A 16,169-nucleotide genomic window follows, 5' to 3' on the forward strand; every position below is an offset into this window, starting at 1 on the left:
CAAGATGAGGCGCATGACTCTGGCCACCCCCACACTGCACACCGCTCGCCTGCGACTGCGCCCCTTTACCGACGCCGACGCGGACGCCCTCTTCGCGCTGCACAGCAGCGCCTACGTGCTGCGCTACTGGGACTCCCCGCCGTGGACCGAACGGGCCCGCGCCGAGCGCTTCATCGCGGCTTGCCGGAAGATGGCGGACGAAGGCACCGGGGCGCGGGTGGCCATCGACCGTGTTTCTGACGGGGCCTTCGTCGGCTGGTGCGGTCTGACCCAATGGAACCCGGACTACCGCAGCGCATCACTGGGCTACTGCCTCGATGAGGCGATGTGGGGCCACGGCTTCGCGACGGAGGCCGCGCACGCGTTGCTGCGGTGGGCATTCGACACAGTGGATCTGAATCGTGTTCAGGCCGAGGCCGATACGCGCAACGTGGCATCTGCCCGGGTTCTGGAGAAGATCGGATTCGTACGTGAAGGGACGTTGCGGGAAGACTGCATCGTCAACGGCGAGGTGTCCGACTCATGGGTGTTCGGGTTGATCAGGCGAGAGTGGCAGCCGTCGGCCGTGCCGGTTCCAGCCTGCTAAGAGCTCCGAACCACCTCATTGTGTCAGGAGCTCTGAGCGCAGCTTGGGCACCGTGGGTTGGCCCTGAGGAAGGTGAGAACCGGTTCTGGGGGTTCCCTGGCCGGCTGCGATCGCGCCTGTCGCCGAGGTCGGGGTTGCCGCTGGTTGGGTCGAGCGAGCCCCTGTCCGTGGCCCTCCGGCGTCTCCTCCTGGAGGGCGAACGCAGGCTCGTCCGTAAGGCAGCCGGCTGAAGGCGACGGAGCGGAGCGGCTTGCTTTAGACGTACCGCTCCAGGATGGAGGACTCGGCCAGGCGGGAGAGGCCCTCTCGGACGCTGCGGGCGCGGGACTCTCCGACCCCGCCCACCGCCTGCAGATCGTCGATGCTCGCCGCCAGCAGCTTCTGCAGGCCGCCGAAATGGTTGACCAGGCGGTCGACCACCGTGGCCGGGAGGCGGGGGACCTTGGCCAGGAGGCGGAAGCCGCGGGGGCTGACCGGGCTCTCCAGCTTGTCGGCGCCGGCGTGGCCCAGGACGTGGGCGACGGCCGAGAGGTCGAGCAGTTCGCTGCCCGACAGCTTGTCCAGGTCGTGCATCGCCTCGACCAGGCGTCGCTGGCGGCGGCCCGAGGGGGCGGGGAGGTAGTCGCGGATGACCAGCTCCCGCTCCGAGTCGACCCCGGCCACCAGCTCGTCCAGTTGCAGGGACAGCAGGCGGCCGTCCGTGCCCAGCTCCACCACGTAGCCCTTGATCTCGTCGGAGATCCGGCGGACCATCTCCAGCCGCTGGGCCACCGCGGAGACGTCTCTGACCGTGACCAGGTCCTCGATCTCCAGCGCCGACAGGGTGCCGGAGACCTCGTCGAGGCGGTGCTTGTAGCGCTCTAGGGTGGCCAGGGCCTGGTTGGCCTTGGAGAGGATGGCCGCCGACTCCTCCAGGACGTAGCGGATGCCGTCGAGGTAGAGGGCGATGATGCGCATCGACTTGCTGATGGCGATGATGGGCAGGCCGGTCTGCCGGGCCACGCGCTGGGCGGTGCGGTGGCGGGTGCCGGACTCGTCGGTGGGGATGGACGGGTCGGGCACCAGGTGCACGGCGGCGCGTACGATCTTGTGGTCGCCGCTCAGCACGATGGCGCCGTCCATCTTGGCCAGCTCGCGCAGCCTGGTGGCGGAGAAGTCGACGTCGAGCTCGAAACCGCCGCTGCACAGCTCCTCGACGACCGTGTTGTAGCCGAGCACGATCAGCCCGCCGGTCTGCCCGCGCAGGATCCGCTCCAGGCCGTCGCGCAGAGGTGTGCCCGGGGCCACCGCGGCCAAGGCCTCGCGACGGCGGTCGTCCAGACTCCTATCCACCTGACCCCCGTGTCGATCGGTCACGCTCAGCTTAGCCGCGCTAGGTCACGTGCGTGAGGGCGTCCCAGACGTTCTCCGCCTGCACCACCTCGAACCCCGGCGCGAACGCCACCGGCCCCACGGGCACCAGAGCACGCTGTCCGTTACGCTTGCGGCCGGCTTCTTCGAGCGATCCGGTCGGCACGAGGGCCCGCTTGAAACCGAGCCTGGCCGCCTCCGTCAGCCTCCTGCGTACGTCCTTGACCGGGCGCAGCTCGCCGGCCAGACCCACCTCGCCGAGCGCGACCAGGCCCGGCGGCAGCGGTTTGTCGCCGGCGGCGCTGGCGACGGCGAGCATGACCGACAGGTCGACGGCCGGGTCGGCCAGCTTGATGCCGCCCACGGTCGCGGTGAACACGTCGCAGCCGCCGAGCCGGGCGTTGAGCCGGCGCTCCAGCACCGCGAGGATCATCTGCACGCGGTAGGTGTCGAGCCCCGACGACGTGCGCCTGGGCTGCTGCGCCTCGGTGCGGGCGACCAGGGCCTGGACCTCGGCGGGAAGCGGGCGGGTGCCCTCGACCGTGACGGTGACGCAGGTGCCGGGCACCGGCTCGCTGCGCCGCGAGACGAACAGGCCGCTCGGGTCGGTGATGCCCTCGATGCCGCGCTCGTGCAGGTCGAAGCAGCCGACCTCGTCGGTCGGCCCGAAGCGGTTTTTGATCGCGCGCACCATGCGCAGCCTGGAGTGGCGGTCGCCCTCGAAGTTGAGCACGACGTCGACCAGGTGCTCCAGCGTGCGCGGGCCCGCGATCGAGCCGTCCTTGGTGACATGGCCGACCAGCACGGTGGCCATGTTGCGCTCCTTGGCCAGGCGGACCAGGTTGGCGGCCACCTCGCGCACCTGCGTCACCCCGCCGGGCACGCCCGTGGCCTGCGCCGAGCCGATCGTCTGCACCGAGTCGACCACCAGCAGCGTGGGCTCGACCTTCTCCACATGGGTGATCAGGGCCGACAGCTCGGTCTCGGCCGCGAGGTAGAGGTGGTCGCGGATCGCGCCGATGCGGTCGGCCCGCAGCCGCACCTGGGCCGCCGACTCCTCGCCCGTCACGTAGAGGACCTTCTCGCGCTCGGCCATGCGGGCCGCGGCCTCGAGCAGGAGCGTGGACTTGCCGATGCCCGGCTCGCCCGCGAGCAGCACCACCGCGCCCGGCACCAGGCCGCCGCCGAGCACCCGGTCGAGCTCGCCGACGCCGGTCGTGCGCGCGGCCGCGACCTCGGCCTTGACCTGCCCGATCGGCACCGCGGGCCCGGTGGTGGCGCCCGCCTGGACGACATTGGCGCCGGCCCGCGCGCCCTCCTCCTCGACCGTGCCCCACGCCTGGCACTCGCCGCACCTGCCCACCCACTTGGTGGTGCGCCACCCGCACTCGGCGCAGCGGTATCCGGGCTTCTGGGCAGTCTTGGCCATGTCGAGCAGGCTAGCGGGACGTGGCGACAATCTTCGACAGGTAAGAGGCGGAGCCCGTGTTACGCCAGGCCCAGCTCGGAGACCAGCATGCGCTTGGGCTTGGCCCCGACGATCTGCTTGACCGGCTCGCCGTTCTCGAACAGCAGCATCGTCGGGAGGCCCATCACGCCGTAACGGGCCATGATCTCCGGGTTTTCGTCGGTGTTGAGCTTGCCGATGGTCAGCCCGTGCTCCGCCTCGATCTGGTCCAGCACCGGCGCCACCATGCGGCACGGCCCGCACCACTCCGCCCAGAAGTCGACCAGCACCGGCTTGTCGCTCTTGAGCACCTGCTCCTCGAAGTTCTCGGTGGTCAACGTGATCATGTCTATCCCCTTACGAAGCAACCTGGGCACGATTGCGCGAGCTGGGCGGCGACCTCGGCACGGCGGGCGAGCAGGACGCGGATCTCCTCGTCGATCTCGTTGAGCTTGCGCTCGTAGACCTCGACCGACTCCGCGCACGAGCCTCCCGAGCTGTGCCCCCGGCGCAGGCAGTCGATGAACGGCCGGGTGTCCTCCAGAGTGAACCCGATGCTGAGCAGCGCCCGGATCTCGGACACCAGCCTGACGTCGTCCTCGCTGTAATCACGGTAGCCGTTGGACCCGCGACGGGTTCTGAGCAGGCCGTGCTGCTCGTAATAGCGAAGTGAGCGGGTGCTCACCCCCGTACGTTCCGCCAGCTCTCCGATGCGCATGCCTTCACGGTAAACGTTGACACCGACGTCAATGTCAAGCCGCGAGGGAGCACCGCCGCGAACTCAGTAGTAGCGCCAGCGCAGCACGTTCGGGTAGGGGAGCTCCAGGCCGGGCGTCTCGGCGATGGCCTGCTCGGCCACCTCGGGCGTGAACTCGATGCGCAGCACCGCCTCCAGGTCCGCCCGCCGCTCGAAGGCCATCCTGAGGTCCAGAGGCCGCCGCTGCCAGCCCTGGCGGTCCCAGAACGACTCGACCTCCCGGACGGAGTACGTCGGCACCGTACGCGAGAACCAGCGGCCGAACGCCCCCCGCGTGGCGTCGAGGTCGAGGACGAAGGCCGCGCCGCCGCGGCGTACCACCCGGGTCAGCTCGCGCAGCCCCGGCTCGCAGCCGGGGCCGAAGAAGTACGCCCAGCGCGCGATGGCCACGTCCACGCTCGCGTCGGGCAGCGGCAGGTTCTGGGCCGTGGCGGCGTGGACGGCCACGTTGGCCAGCGCGGCGCAGCGGCGTACGGCGACCGCGGCCAGGTCGCCGTGCGGCTCCACGCCGACCACCTGCGCGGCCTCGGACGCGAGCGCGGGCAGGTGGAACCCGGTGCCGCAGCCGATGTCGAGCACGGTGGCCCCGTTCCAGGGGCGCAGGGCGCGCATCGCCGCGTCGGCCGCGCCCTCGGGGTCGACGGCGCGGTTCTCCAGCTCGTAGATCTGGGGCGTGTTCCAGATGTTCGGGCTGGGGATCGCACCTTTCGCTATCCGTGGCATGCCCCAAAGTTAAGCCAGCCGCCGGGCGCGGCTCACCAAAGGGGCTTTCGCGCCAGATCGGCTCCACCGGCTTAGGCTGGCAGCGTGGCTGATGTCATCCGCGTGCCCAATGCGAAGATCGCATTGTCCACTGCTTCGGTATATCCGGAACGCACTCCCGACGCGTTCGAGCTGGCCGCGCGCCTGGGTTACGACGGTGTCGAGATCATGGTGGGCGCAGACCCCGTGAGTCAGGACATCGACGTGATCGAGCGGCTGTCCGACCACTACAAGATCCCCGTCCTGGCCATCCACGCGCCCTGTCTGCTGGTCACCCAGCGCGTCTGGGGCCGCGACCCCTGGGCCAAGCTGGTCAAGGCGCAGAAGGCCGCCGAACGGCTGGGCGCCTCGACGGTCGTGGTCCACCCGCCGTTCCGCTGGCAGCGGGAGTACGCCCGCGAGTTCGAGACGGGGCTGGCCAGGATGCGTGACGAGACCGACGTCACGTTCGCCGTCGAGAACATGTTCCCCCTGAAGGCCAGGGGCAACGACGTGGTGCCCTACTCGCCCGACTGGAATCCGATCGACTACGACTTCCCGCAGGTCACGCTCGACCTGTCGCACACGGCCGTGTCCGGCTCCGACGCCATGGAGATGGCCGTCAAGCTCGGCGACCGGCTGGCCCACCTCCACCTGGCCGACGGCCTCGGGGTGACCAACAAGGACGAGCACCTCGTGCCCGGCAGGGGCAACCAGCCGTGCGCCCCGATGCTGGAGCGCCTGGCCAACACCGGCTACTCGGGGTTGGTCGTGCTGGAGATCAACACCCGCAAGGCGGCCAGCCGCACCGAGCGGATCGACGACCTGGCGGAGGCGCTGGCGTTCGCCCGGCTGCACCTGGCGGCCACCTCATGAACATAGGGCCGATCAGGGGTCTGGGCAGGATGTTCGAGCGGGTGGCCGACGCGTACGACGCGGGCCGGCCCCACTATCCCGACGAGATGTACCGCGCCCTGACCGAGGTGACCGGCGTCGACCTCGACGGCGCCACCACGGTGGACGTCGGCGCGGGCACCGGCATCATGACGCGCGCGCTCAGGGCCCGCGGCTCCCACGTCATCGCGGTCGACCCGGGCGCGGAGATGCTGGCCCGCCTGGTCTCCCGGTCGGAGAGCGGTACGCCCTCCGTCGCGGCCGTGCTGGCCGACGGCAACGCGCTGCCGCTGGCCGACGGCGTGGCCGACCTGGTGACGTACGCGCAGTCGTGGCACTGGCTCGACCCCGTGGCGTCGATCGCCGAGGCCCGGCGGGTGCTGCGGCCCGACGGGGCCATCGTGGGCTGCTGGAACTTCAACCACGCGGCCCAGGCCGCATGGCTGGCCGCCTACGAGGCCCGCCTGGCGGAGGCGGTGCCCACCTACTACGGGCCGGCGGTCGAGCAGTGGTCGGCGCCGCCGATCGCCGCGGCCTTCGAGGTGGTCGAGGAGCGCTGGATCCCCTGGACCCGGCTGGTCGGCATCGAGGACTTCCTGCTCGACCTGCGCTCCCACTCCTACATGGCGGCCCTGCCGCCGGAGGCCGCAGACGAGCTGGTCGAGCGGCAGCGCGCCGAGCTGCGCAGGGAGTTCCCCGAAGGCGTGCTCTCCGTCCCCATGCGCGTCTACCTGGCGGTGGGTAGGTGACGGGTGACGGTCGATAAGAAGCGGCCTGGGCGCAGGCCCGGGTCGGCTGACACGCGGGGGGAGATCCTTGCCGCGGCCAGGAAGGTGTTCGCGGAGAAGGGGTTCGACAAGGCGACCGTGCGGGGCATCGCCCGCGAGGCCAAGGTCGACCCCGCCCTCGTGCACCACTACTTCGAGACGAAGGAGGGCATGTTCGCGGCGGCCATGCGGCTGCCGTTCTCTCCCGAGACCATCGTCAAGGTGCTGGTCGAGGGCCCGCGCGAGGAGGTCGGCGAGCGGCTCGTACGTATGATCCTGCAGGTCACCGCCTCCCCGGAGACGCGCGAGCCGATGCTGGCGCTGATCCGCTCGGCCATGACCAACGAGCAGGCCGTCACGATGGTCCGCGAGTTCTTCACGAACGCGCTGCTCTTCCAGGTGGCCGACCGCATGGAGGTGCCGCACCTGCGGATCGAGGCGGCGTTCGCGCAGATGTTCGGCATCGTCATGGCCCGTTACGTGATCAGGCTGGAGCCGCTGGCGAGCGCCGGTCACGACGAGCTCGTGGAGGTGCTCGCGCCGACCATCCAGAGGTACTTCACCGGCTAGAGCATTGTTCTGCCAAAGTCGATGACCATAGGGTATGTCGCGTACGCCGGAAATGTTACTCGCGGGTAGGATCCGGGTAGCGGTCTGAGCGACGGGTGACCGTACGCTGACAGCCAACGTCGTCTGTGGGAGGACCCTGTGCTCTGGGTAGCCATCATCGGGCTCGTGATGACCGTCCTCGCGGTGGCCGTCGCCGGCCGCAGGGCGTTGTTCCTGTTCAAGCTGGCGACCGTGGGGCCGCCCGCGCCCGAGCGGATCGACTACGCCAAGTCTCATGCGGCCGATGAGGCGAAGGCGCAGCTGGTCGAGGTGTTCGGGCAGAAGAAGCTGCTGAAGTGGACGCCGTCCGGCGTCGCGCACTTCTTCGTCATGTGGGCGTTCTTCATCCTGCTGACCGTCTACATCGAGGCGTACGGCGCGATCATCCAGGGCGCGATCACCGGCACGCCCGACTTCCACATCCCGCTGATCGGCACCTGGGCCGTGCTCGGCTTCCTGCAGGACTTCATCGCGGTCGCCTGCGTGCTCGGCCTGGTCGCCTTCGCGGTCATCCGGCTCAAGAACTCGCCCGACAAGCTCGGCCGCCGCTCCCGCTTCTCCGGCTCCCACCTCGGCGGCGCGTGGCTCGTCCTGTTCATGATCTTCAACATCATCTGGACGCTGTTCCTGGCCAGGGGCGCGTCGGCGGCCAACGGCAACTTCCCCTACTCCTCCGGCGCGTTCGTCTCGCTCGCGCTCGGCGACGTGCTGCCGGACAGCGCGCTGCTGGAGGAGATCGCGCTGCTGCTGCACATCGGCTTCATGCTGGTGTTCCTGGTCATCGTGGTGAACTCCAAGCACCTGCACATCTTCACCGCCCCCCTCAACGTGCTCTTCTCGCGCCGTCCCGACGGCCTGGGCGGCGCGCCGGAGATGCGGGTGGCCGGCAAGGTCGTCGACTTCGAGGATGAGGACCTCGACCCGGAGAAGCTCGGCCGCGGCAAGATCGCCGACACCACGTGGAAGGGCTTCCTGGACTTCTACTCCTGTACGGAGTGCGGCCGCTGCCAGTCGCAGTGCCCGGCGTGGAACACCGACAAGCCGCTGTCGCCGAAGATGCTCATCCTCGACCAGCGTGACCACGCCTTCAAGGTGGCCCCGTACCTGCTGGCCGCCCAGCAGGGCGTCGAGCACAAGGACACCGACGTGCTCGCGCTGCTGGAGAAGCCGCTGGTCGGCGAGGACGGCGTGATCCACCCCGACGTGCTCTGGTCGTGCACCAACTGCGGCGCCTGCGTCGAGCAGTGCCCGGTGGACATCGAGCACATCGACCACATCCTCGACATGCGCCGCTACCAGGTCATGGTGGAGTCGTCGTTCCCGTCCGAGGCGGGCGTGATGGTGAAGAACCTGGAGAACAAGGGCAACCCGTGGGGCATGTCCGAGATGAAGCGGGCCGACTGGATCGAGGAGCTGGACTTCGAGGTCGAGCTCGTCGAGGACAAGATGCCCGAGGACGCCGAATACCTGTTCTGGGTGGGCTGCGCGGGCGCGCTCGAGGACCGGGCCAAGAAGACCACCAAGGCCGTGGCGGAGCTGCTGCACATCGCGGGCGTGAAGTTCGCGGTGCTCGGCCCGATGGAGGCGTGCACCGGCGACCCGGCCCGCCGCCTGGGCATGGAGTACCTGTTCAACATGCTCGCCCAGCAGAACATCGAGACCCTCAACGAGGCCGGCGTCAAGAAGATCGTCGCCACCTGCCCCCACTGCTTCAACACCCTGGCCAACGAATATCCGCAGCTCGGCGGCACGTACGAGGTGGTGCACCACACGCAGCTGCTGTCGAAGCTCGTGGACGAGGGCCTGCTCACTCCGATCACCCCGATCGAGGAGAAGATCACCTACCACGACCCGTGCTTCCTGGGCCGCCACAACAAGGTTTACTCCCAGCCCCGCGACATCATGTCCAAGGTGCCGGGCGTGCAGACCCAGGAGATGCACCGCCACAAGGACCGCGGGTTCTGCTGCGGCGCCGGCGGCGCGCGCATGTGGATGGAGGAGCGCATCGGCAAGCGCATCAACACCGAACGCGTGGACGAGGCGCTGACCACCGATCCCGACACCGTCTCCACCGCCTGCCCGTTCTGCATGGTCATGCTCGGCGACGCGATCAACGAGAAGAAGAACAACGGCGAGGCCAAGGAATCGCTCGAAGTCGTGGACGTCGCCCAGCTGTTGATCAAATCGGTCAAGGGCGCTTCCTGACCGAGGATTGTCGGACTCCTCCACAGCTTCTGTGGAGGAGTTCCGCACGTCAGCGGGTCAAGTGCAAGAAATCCAGCATCCACATAACGGGAAAATCACGGTAACCTCAACGTCGCATGGCTCTATTCGACGGGGAGGGGGCTCGTGATGGGCGTCGTCGTCACGGACGCCGAAGTCACTCTGGCCGACGTCCTCGCCCTCCGGCTCGCCATCGACGCACCACTGGAAGACGGCACCGAACTCGTGCTCAGGCATCGCACCACGGGGGTGGAACGCGACGTGCGGCTCGGCACACCGGGCGCTCGGGCGCGCGAGGCCACGGTCGCGGTCTCGCTCGCGCCGCTGGAGCTCAGCGCCGGGCGCTGGGACGCCTACCTGCGGGGGGCGGGCGGCAAGCGCAGCAGGCTGCGCAGCGTCGATCCGGGCTTCTCGCTCGACCACCTCGACGCGTACGCGCTGTGCAGGCGGACCCTCGCCTACCGCTCGTACCGCACGCGCAACGGGTTCCTGGCGCTGAAGATCTCCGACGCCGAGCCGGTGGCCGAGGTCCGCTCGATCTGGTTCAGGGAGGGGCGCTTCGAGGTGATGGGCCTGCTGGCGTACACCGGGCTCGAGGACGACGACTCCCGCCATGAGGCCGTGCTGAGACTGGACCGCAGGCAGACCAACGCGCGGCTCTCGGCCACCGCCACCGTGCAGGGCGTGCGCTTCCACGCCGCCGTGTCGCTCGTGGACGTGGTGGGCGCCGATCCCGACGCCGTGGCGAGCTCCGGCACCTGGGAGCCCGCGCTGGAGGTCGAGGGCGTGTCCACGCCGCTCAAGCTGGGCTCGCGGCTGGACGACGTCGACGGCAAGAGACGCCGGCTGCACTATCCCTCGGCCATGGTGGACGGCGTGCCCATCAGACCCTGCTACACCGCCGACGACGAGCTGCGGATCGAGGTGGGCGGATGAAGGTCAGCCTGGTCCTCGCCTCCGCGTACGCGATGAGGGGCGACGTCCGCGCCATGCTGAACCTCGCCACCGCCCTGTCCGACCGGCACGACGTCGAGGTGGTCAGCGTCAGGCGGCAGAAGGAGAAGCCGTTCTTCCCCGTCGGGCCCAACGTGACCATGCGCAGCCTGATCGACGCCAGGCCGGGCGTCCGGCACCTGTTCCCGCGCGGGCAGGTCCGCGCGGAGGTGGCGCTGTGGCGGCTGCTGCGCAACCTCAAGTCCGACGTGCTGATCACGACCCGGCCGGGGCTCGGCGTCCAGGCCGCGAGGCACGCGCCGCGCGAGACCCTGAAGATCGCCAGGGAGTGGGGGCGGCCGGCCGTCCCCGGGCCGGTGAAACGGTTCTATCCGCGCCTGAACGCCGTCGTGACGGCCACGGAGTCGGCCCAGGAGGAGTGGAGCAAGCTCCTCACCGACGGGCCCCCTGTGACCTCTGTGCTGGACGCGCTGCCCGACGGGCCGTGGCCGCGCTCGCGGATGGACAACCGGATCGTGGCCGCCGGCGGCCGGTGGGTGCCGGTCAAGGCGTACGACCGGCTGATCAAGGCGTTCGCGATCGTGGTGGACAAGCGCCCCGACTGGCGGCTGCGCCTGTACGGCGGCGGGCCGGAGGAGCGGCGGCTGCGCGCGCTGGTCCGCGAGCTCAGCCTGCACAACCACGTCTACTTCATGGGCACGACGCCCGACCTGGCGGGCGAGTTCGCCAAGGCGTCGATCGTGGCCAGCACCTCGCTCACCGAGGACCTCGGCATGGCGGTGCTGGAGGCCATGGGCTGCGGGGTGCCCGTGGTCGCCTTCGACGGGGCCAGGGGGCCGAGGGAGTTCGTGGCGACGGGCTACAACGGGGTGCTGGTGCCGGAGAACGAGGGCGGCCTGGAGCTGTTCGCGGCGGCCCTGCTGGCGCTGATCGACGACGAGCGCAGGCGGCGCTCGCTCGCGGCGGGCGCGCTGGACACGGCGGTGCGCCACGCGGCCGGTGAGGTGGCCGAGCAGTGGGAGAAGCTCATCGGCGACCTCCGCTGAACGACCCGGGCACCCCCAACCGGTTACGGGTACCTTAGAAGCATGCATGGGTACAGCGGAGACAAGCAGGCGTATCTGACGCGTCTCAGGCGGATCGAGGGTCAGATCAGGGGCCTGCAGCGCATGGTCGATGACGACGCCTACTGCATCGACGTGCTCACTCAGGTCTCCGCGGCCACGCGGGCGCTCCAGGCGGTGGCGCTGGGGCTGCTGGAGGAGCACATCTCCCACTGTGTGGCGGATGCGATCAACAGTGGCGGGCCGGAGGCCGACGCGAAGGTCAAGGAGGCCTCGGCGGCCATCGCGCGCCTCGTCCGCTCATAGGCGGGGCGGTCATCCTCCAGAAGGAGGACGTTCCGAGGGATTAACTAGTTATGAGAAACCCCGGAAACCTTCTAACTAGGTCTCCGGGGCTAGTAATCGAGTTGATCCTTCAGCGGCTCGCCGAAGTCCGCAATCCGAGCGCGTCGTCGAGTTCGTCCAAGGTCAGCCGCCGCTCGCTGACAGCCACGGCCGTGAGCACCTCGGCGTAGAGCGCAATCTCGTCCAACGCGACACGGTCGTGGACCCGAGAGTCCAGGTCATCGTGCCCCACCGCGTCGTCCTTCCTTCCGCAGCCCACACCCTCTACGAGGTTACGGCGGAGACCCTTCTGGCAACATGGCCCATCGGAGTCATTCCTTTCCGAACTGCGGGGCCCGGGAACGATCATTTCCCGAATCGGAGATCACAATTCGGAGAATTGCCTGTTACCTGAGCGTTAGAACCATATAGGCGAAGTAAGGGTTAAATAACGATATTTGTGGTTTAGGTGTGGTCTGTGTGGTTGTCGTCGCGTTCGTGGATGAGTCTGTGCACGAGCGCGGTCTGCCCGGCCAGCCCCCGCTCCGGCACCCTGGCCCCCGTCAGCCGGCCCCACGCCAGTCCCGTCGCGTACGCGGCCCCGAGCACGGCCGCGGTGCTCGCCCGGTCCGGCGGCGAGACCTCCAGCACCGCCGGGGGCTTGGTCAGTACCTGACCGGGCACGGGGAAGCCGTCCGGCTCGGTCGACTCGCTCGCTGAGGTACCGGTCAGCCCGGCGCGCTCCAGCTCCTCGTACGCGCGCCTGAGCCGGTGGTCCAGCCGGGCCGGCAACCGCCCCTTGGAGTCCGACAGGTCGGCCAGGAACGTGGCGGCGGCCATGGGCGGGTCGGGCATGAAGGCCAGCGCCTCGACCAGGTCGTAGACGGCGTGCGAGAAGTCCGCCTCCAGGTCGTTCTCGACGAGCAGGGCCCGGCACAGCCGCCGCGGGCAACGCTCCAGCCAGGCCGCGCGCAGGGCCTCGGCGTCGGTGTGGGGGTCGTCGAGCCCCTGCCGGCGCAGCATGGGCTCGACCATCGTCAGCAGGGCGAGCGCCCGCGGCCTGAAGCGGGTGTCGGACATCAGGATCTGGGCCGCGTCCGCCATCGTGGCGGCGAGCCTGAGCGCGGCCCGCGGCTGCCCTGCCCGCTGCCGCTCGGCGACGAGCGTGGCCAGGTCGAGCAGCGGCGGCGCGGGCAGCCAGCGCACCCACTCGTCGCCGGGCAGCGGGCGGCGCAGGTATTCGCCGAACACCGTGATCAGCCGCTCGTTGCCGTCGAACGCGGGCGCGTACGCGCACCACATGATCGCGCCCCAGACGGCCGCCACCGTGCTCGGCACGTCGGAGCCGAAGATCTCGTCGAACGCCGTCAGCGGGTAGTCCAGCTCCGACTTGAGCCCGCTGGACCGCAGCAGCACCCTGAGCCGCTCGGTGAGGCCCTCGGAGACGTCCGGGCCGATGAACGCCTGGGTGGAGCCGGGCTCGGCGTGGAAGTCGGGCCCGTACGGGATCACGTCCTCCGGCAGCACCGCCGCGGGATGCTGCACCTGGCGCGCCCGGGTGCCCCTCGGCGGCGGCGCGAGGCGCCAGCGGCCGTCGGCCGGATCGTGCAGATGCCAGCGCGCGTGCACCCCGAAGAGCCATCTGTCGCCATCTGGGGTCACAAGTATTCTGGCGGCCAGCACGTGGGCCCGATCGGGGACGGAAAGCCCTTGCCAGCGCGGGTCCGCGACCATCGCTCGGACCTCCGCCTCGGCGGAGGTGAACGCATCCCAGGGTCGCACGGGCGCCATCGTACTGGGAGCGCCCAAATCATCCATCGGCATTTCACGGCAGAATGACCGTTATGAGGGCGAAGGTGGCAGGGGTGCTGGCGGTGGTCGGTGCGCTCTCCGGATGCGGTACGACCACGACGGCGCAGCCGTCCCCGACGGGGCCCGGCGTGCTCACGCTGGACAAGGCCACGGCGCCGGAGCCCGGCGGCGAGGTGGGCGAGGCGTCCACGGAGTTCCAGAACGCGACGGACATGTCCATGTGGACCAAGCTGAGCGAGACGGAGAAGGACGTCGACCGGATCGGCAAGCTCGACATCAACAAGACAGTGAAGGGCTCCCTGTATCTGGAGCCCAGGACCTCGACGTGGTTCGACGGCTTCCGCGGCCCCTACGTGTACCAGGAGCTGGCGGGCGACGTCCTCATGTACGCCAGGGTCAAGGTCGAGGGCATGAAGGGCGGGCAGCCCAAGCGGAAGTTCTCGCTCGGGGGCCTGATGGCCCGCCAGCCCGGCTCGTACGCCAAGCCCAACTGGGTGTCGGTCACCACCGGCACGGCCGACCAGAGCGGCCAGGTCGAGGTGAAATACACCCAGGACGGCAGCTCCAAACCTCAGGAGCTGGCCGTCAAGACAGGCTGGGTGGACCTGGCGCTCGGCCGGGTGGGCCGCGTCTTCGTCGCGCTCTACCGGGAGGACGGCGGCAAGTGGAAGGTCGGCCGGCGCTGGCCGTCCAACCTCCCCGACGTGCTCCAGTGGGGCATCACCGCCTACACCGACTGGGACAGCTACAACCTGCTCAAGAAGGACGCGACCAAGGCCAACGCCAAGCAGGTCAAGGGCGTGCCCGATCTGAAGATGACCGTCGACTTCGTCCGGTTTTTACGCCCCGAGCTGCCCGAGTACGCGGACGCGCTCAACACCGCCTCGGTGTCGGACGAAGTCCTGATCAAAGCGATGACGCCTGCCGGTGCCTGAGCGCCTTGGCCATGTAGTTGTCCGGCGTGCGGGCGAAGGACGCCCGGTCGTCGTCGGTGAGTTCGCGTACGATTTTTCCGGGAACACCGGCCACCAGCACGCCGGACGGGATCTTCTTGCCCGGTCCGACGAGCGCACCGGCGGCCACCAGGGTGCCCGCACCGATGCGGGCGCCGCCCAGCACGATCGCGCCGATGCCGATCAGCGCGCCGGTCTCCACATGGGCGCCGTGGACCATGGCCTTGTGGCCCAGGCTGACCCGATCCTCCAGGATCGCCGGCTCGCCGGGATCGGCGTGCAAGCAGCTCAGATCCTGTACGTTGCACTCCTCGCCGATCTCGATCCGCTCGTCGTCCCCCCGGAGAACGGAGCCGTACCAGATGCTGGACGCCCGGCCCACCCGCACGCTGCCGACCACGACGGCGCCAGGGGCTATGAAGGCTTCAGGGTGTATGTCCGGGACTGCCCCGTTATCCAAAGATGCGATGTACATCCGAGCCATCGTAATTCCCCGTCCGGCTGTGGCGTTCCGGTTGCGGACGTGGGCAGATGGCAGGAAAGTCGTTTCCTGACGTCTCGTTGTCAGACCCTCACAACCCGCAATTTTCCCCCGCCTCACGCAAACCACCCTTAGGTACCCCCATGATGAACCAGCACGAGAGCATTCCCGATCTGATGCAAGAGGACACCTTCGAGGTCGTGATGCGCGGCTACAACCGCCGTCAGGTTCACGACTTCATGATCCGTACCCGTAACCAGGTAAGGGATCTGGAAGAGCGGCTGGCCCGGGCCATCGACCAGGCAGAGCAGGGCCGCATCGAGCTCGCGGAGGCCAGGCGGCGCATGGTCGAGGCGCCGCAGAGCTACGACGACCTCAGCCCGAGACTCGCCCAGATCCTCCGGCTCGGCGAGGAGGAGGCCGCGGCCAAGCGGGAGGACGCCGAGGCCGAGGCCGCCAGCGTGCGCGACGCGGCCAAGTCGGAGGCCGACCGGCTGCAGACGTCGTCCCGCGAGACCGCCGACAAGATCCTCACCTCCGCCCAGGCGGAGGCGGAGCGGCGCGTGAACGAGGCCACTCAGGCGGCGGAGCGGATGCTGGCCCAGGCGGGTTCGGACGCGGAGGAGCAGCTCGCGGCGGCCCGCACCGAGGCCGAGGACCTGCTGCGCGAGTCGCGCGCCGAGTCCGAGCGGCTGGTCACGGCCGCCCAGTCGGAGTCGGAGCAGATCATGCAGGCCGCCAACGCGCAGGCCGAGCAGCTGGTGACGGGCGCGCGGAACGATTCGGAGTCGATGCTGGCCTCCGCGCAGCAGCGCACCGCCGCGCTCGACGAGCAGACGGGGCGGCGGGTCGACTATCTGACCAACACGCACTCGGAGGTCGTGCGGCGGCTGACCGAGATCAGCTCGGTGCTCGGCGACCTCATGCGCACCGAGTCGGCGGCCGGGCCGCTGATCCCCGACGCGGTCGCGTCCCCGGTCTCGCCGCAGGAGGACGTGCGGGTCATCGTGGACGAGAGCGAGGAGGAGAAGAAGCCCCTGGAGGAGGCGGGCGTCTCCGACGACACCGACATCCACGTCGTCCGGCTGTCCGAGGTGCACAAGTAGTCCACACCCCGGGCGGGCACGGCTGGAGGCGTGGGCGCCCCGCGGGGGCCGCCCCCCCGCCCCCCGGGGGGGGTGTGGCGCGGGGGCGGGCCGGTGGGGGT

The 16,169-nt window shown here is 69.6% G+C and carries 17 protein-coding genes; 10 read left to right on the plus strand and 7 right to left on the minus strand.

Features of this window, described 5'->3' with window-relative positions:
• Positions 1–13: 13 nt before the first annotated feature.
• Positions 14–586 (plus strand): GNAT family N-acetyltransferase, encoded by a 573-nt coding sequence (locus tag ACWEPL_RS17620; RefSeq protein ID WP_452436770.1) that lies wholly within the window; start codon positions 14–16, stop codon positions 584–586.
• A gap of 255 nt (positions 587–841) precedes the next feature.
• Here the strand turns inward: ACWEPL_RS17620 and disA are convergent, their stop codons facing one another.
• The 5 genes from disA to ACWEPL_RS17645 form a co-directional block, all read right to left on the minus strand.
• Positions 842–1,918, minus strand: coding sequence for a DNA integrity scanning diadenylate cyclase DisA (gene disA, locus ACWEPL_RS17625; RefSeq protein WP_452436771.1), 1,077 nt, complete (start codon positions 1,916–1,918; stop codon positions 842–844).
• Positions 1,919–1,958: 40 nt separating this feature from the next.
• Positions 1,959–3,365 (minus strand): DNA repair protein RadA, encoded by a 1,407-nt coding sequence (gene radA, locus ACWEPL_RS17630; protein WP_363977761.1) that lies wholly within the window; start codon positions 3,363–3,365, stop codon positions 1,959–1,961.
• Positions 3,366–3,424: 59 nt separating this feature from the next.
• Positions 3,425–3,730, minus strand: coding sequence for a thioredoxin (gene trxA, locus ACWEPL_RS17635; protein WP_350723718.1), 306 nt, complete (start codon positions 3,728–3,730; stop codon positions 3,425–3,427).
• A gap of 2 nt (positions 3,731–3,732) precedes the next feature.
• Positions 3,733–4,101, minus strand: a complete 369-nt coding sequence (locus ACWEPL_RS17640) for a MerR family transcriptional regulator (protein WP_452436772.1) — start codon at positions 4,099–4,101, stop codon at positions 3,733–3,735.
• 63 nt (positions 4,102–4,164) lie between these two features.
• Positions 4,165–4,863 (minus strand): class I SAM-dependent methyltransferase, encoded by a 699-nt coding sequence (locus ACWEPL_RS17645; protein WP_355193594.1) that lies wholly within the window; start codon positions 4,861–4,863, stop codon positions 4,165–4,167.
• Positions 4,864–4,947: 84 nt separating this feature from the next.
• Here ACWEPL_RS17645 and ACWEPL_RS17650 point away from each other — a divergent pair, with 84 nt between their 5' ends.
• The 7 genes from ACWEPL_RS17650 (at position 4,948) to ACWEPL_RS17680 (ending at position 11,698) form a co-directional block, all read left to right on the plus strand.
• Positions 4,948–5,757, plus strand: a complete 810-nt coding sequence (locus ACWEPL_RS17650; RefSeq protein WP_350723713.1) for a sugar phosphate isomerase/epimerase family protein — start codon at positions 4,948–4,950, stop codon at positions 5,755–5,757.
• The gene (locus tag ACWEPL_RS17655) at positions 5,754–6,524 is read left to right on the plus strand and encodes a class I SAM-dependent methyltransferase (protein ID WP_452436773.1); all 771 of its coding nucleotides are present in this window, start codon (positions 5,754–5,756) and stop codon (positions 6,522–6,524) included. The genes ACWEPL_RS17650 and ACWEPL_RS17655 overlap by 4 nt, the downstream gene beginning before the upstream one ends.
• 3 nt (positions 6,525–6,527) lie before the next feature.
• Entirely contained in the window at positions 6,528–7,112 is a 585-nt protein-coding gene (locus ACWEPL_RS17660) for a TetR/AcrR family transcriptional regulator (RefSeq protein WP_363977772.1), read from the plus strand.
• Between the two features lie 138 nt (positions 7,113–7,250).
• Positions 7,251–9,356, plus strand: a complete 2,106-nt coding sequence (locus tag ACWEPL_RS17665; protein ID WP_363977775.1) for a (Fe-S)-binding protein — start codon at positions 7,251–7,253, stop codon at positions 9,354–9,356.
• A gap of 147 nt (positions 9,357–9,503) precedes the next feature.
• On the plus strand, positions 9,504–10,310 hold the full coding sequence (locus tag ACWEPL_RS17670; protein ID WP_452436774.1) for a hypothetical protein: 807 nt from the start codon (positions 9,504–9,506) through the stop codon (positions 10,308–10,310).
• A complete protein-coding gene (locus tag ACWEPL_RS17675) occupies positions 10,307–11,374 on the plus strand; it encodes a glycosyltransferase (RefSeq protein ID WP_452436775.1) in 1,068 nt (355 codons plus the stop codon). Before ACWEPL_RS17670 ends, ACWEPL_RS17675 begins: the two co-directional genes overlap by 4 nt.
• A gap of 42 nt (positions 11,375–11,416) precedes the next feature.
• Positions 11,417–11,698: a metal-sensitive transcriptional regulator gene (locus ACWEPL_RS17680; protein WP_138670633.1), complete on the plus strand. Its 282-nt coding sequence runs from the start codon at positions 11,417–11,419 to the stop codon at positions 11,696–11,698.
• Positions 11,699–12,181: 483 nt separating this feature from the next.
• Here ACWEPL_RS17680 and ACWEPL_RS17685 read toward each other — a convergent pair whose 3' ends face one another.
• On the minus strand, positions 12,182–13,507 hold the full coding sequence (locus ACWEPL_RS17685; protein WP_452436776.1) for a hypothetical protein: 1,326 nt from the start codon (positions 13,505–13,507) through the stop codon (positions 12,182–12,184).
• Positions 13,508–13,581: 74 nt separating this feature from the next.
• On the opposite strand from ACWEPL_RS17685, the gene ACWEPL_RS17690 reads away from it, so the two are divergent.
• Complete coding sequence (locus tag ACWEPL_RS17690) at positions 13,582–14,463, plus strand: DUF1349 domain-containing protein (protein ID WP_363977782.1); 882 nt, start codon at positions 13,582–13,584, stop codon at positions 14,461–14,463.
• On the opposite strand, the gene ACWEPL_RS17695 is transcribed toward ACWEPL_RS17690, so the two are convergent.
• Positions 14,435–14,956: a gamma carbonic anhydrase family protein gene (locus ACWEPL_RS17695; RefSeq protein WP_185069301.1), complete on the minus strand. Its 522-nt coding sequence runs from the start codon at positions 14,954–14,956 to the stop codon at positions 14,435–14,437. The genes ACWEPL_RS17690 and ACWEPL_RS17695 overlap by 29 nt on opposite strands.
• Positions 14,957–15,105: 149 nt before the next feature.
• On the opposite strand from ACWEPL_RS17695, the gene ACWEPL_RS17700 reads away from it, so the two are divergent.
• Positions 15,106–16,068 (plus strand): hypothetical protein, encoded by a 963-nt coding sequence (locus ACWEPL_RS17700; RefSeq protein ID WP_397372027.1) that lies wholly within the window; start codon positions 15,106–15,108, stop codon positions 16,066–16,068.
• Positions 16,069–16,169: the final 101 nt, after the last annotated feature.

The sequence above is a fragment of the Nonomuraea sp. NPDC004186 genome, assembly GCF_053603495.1.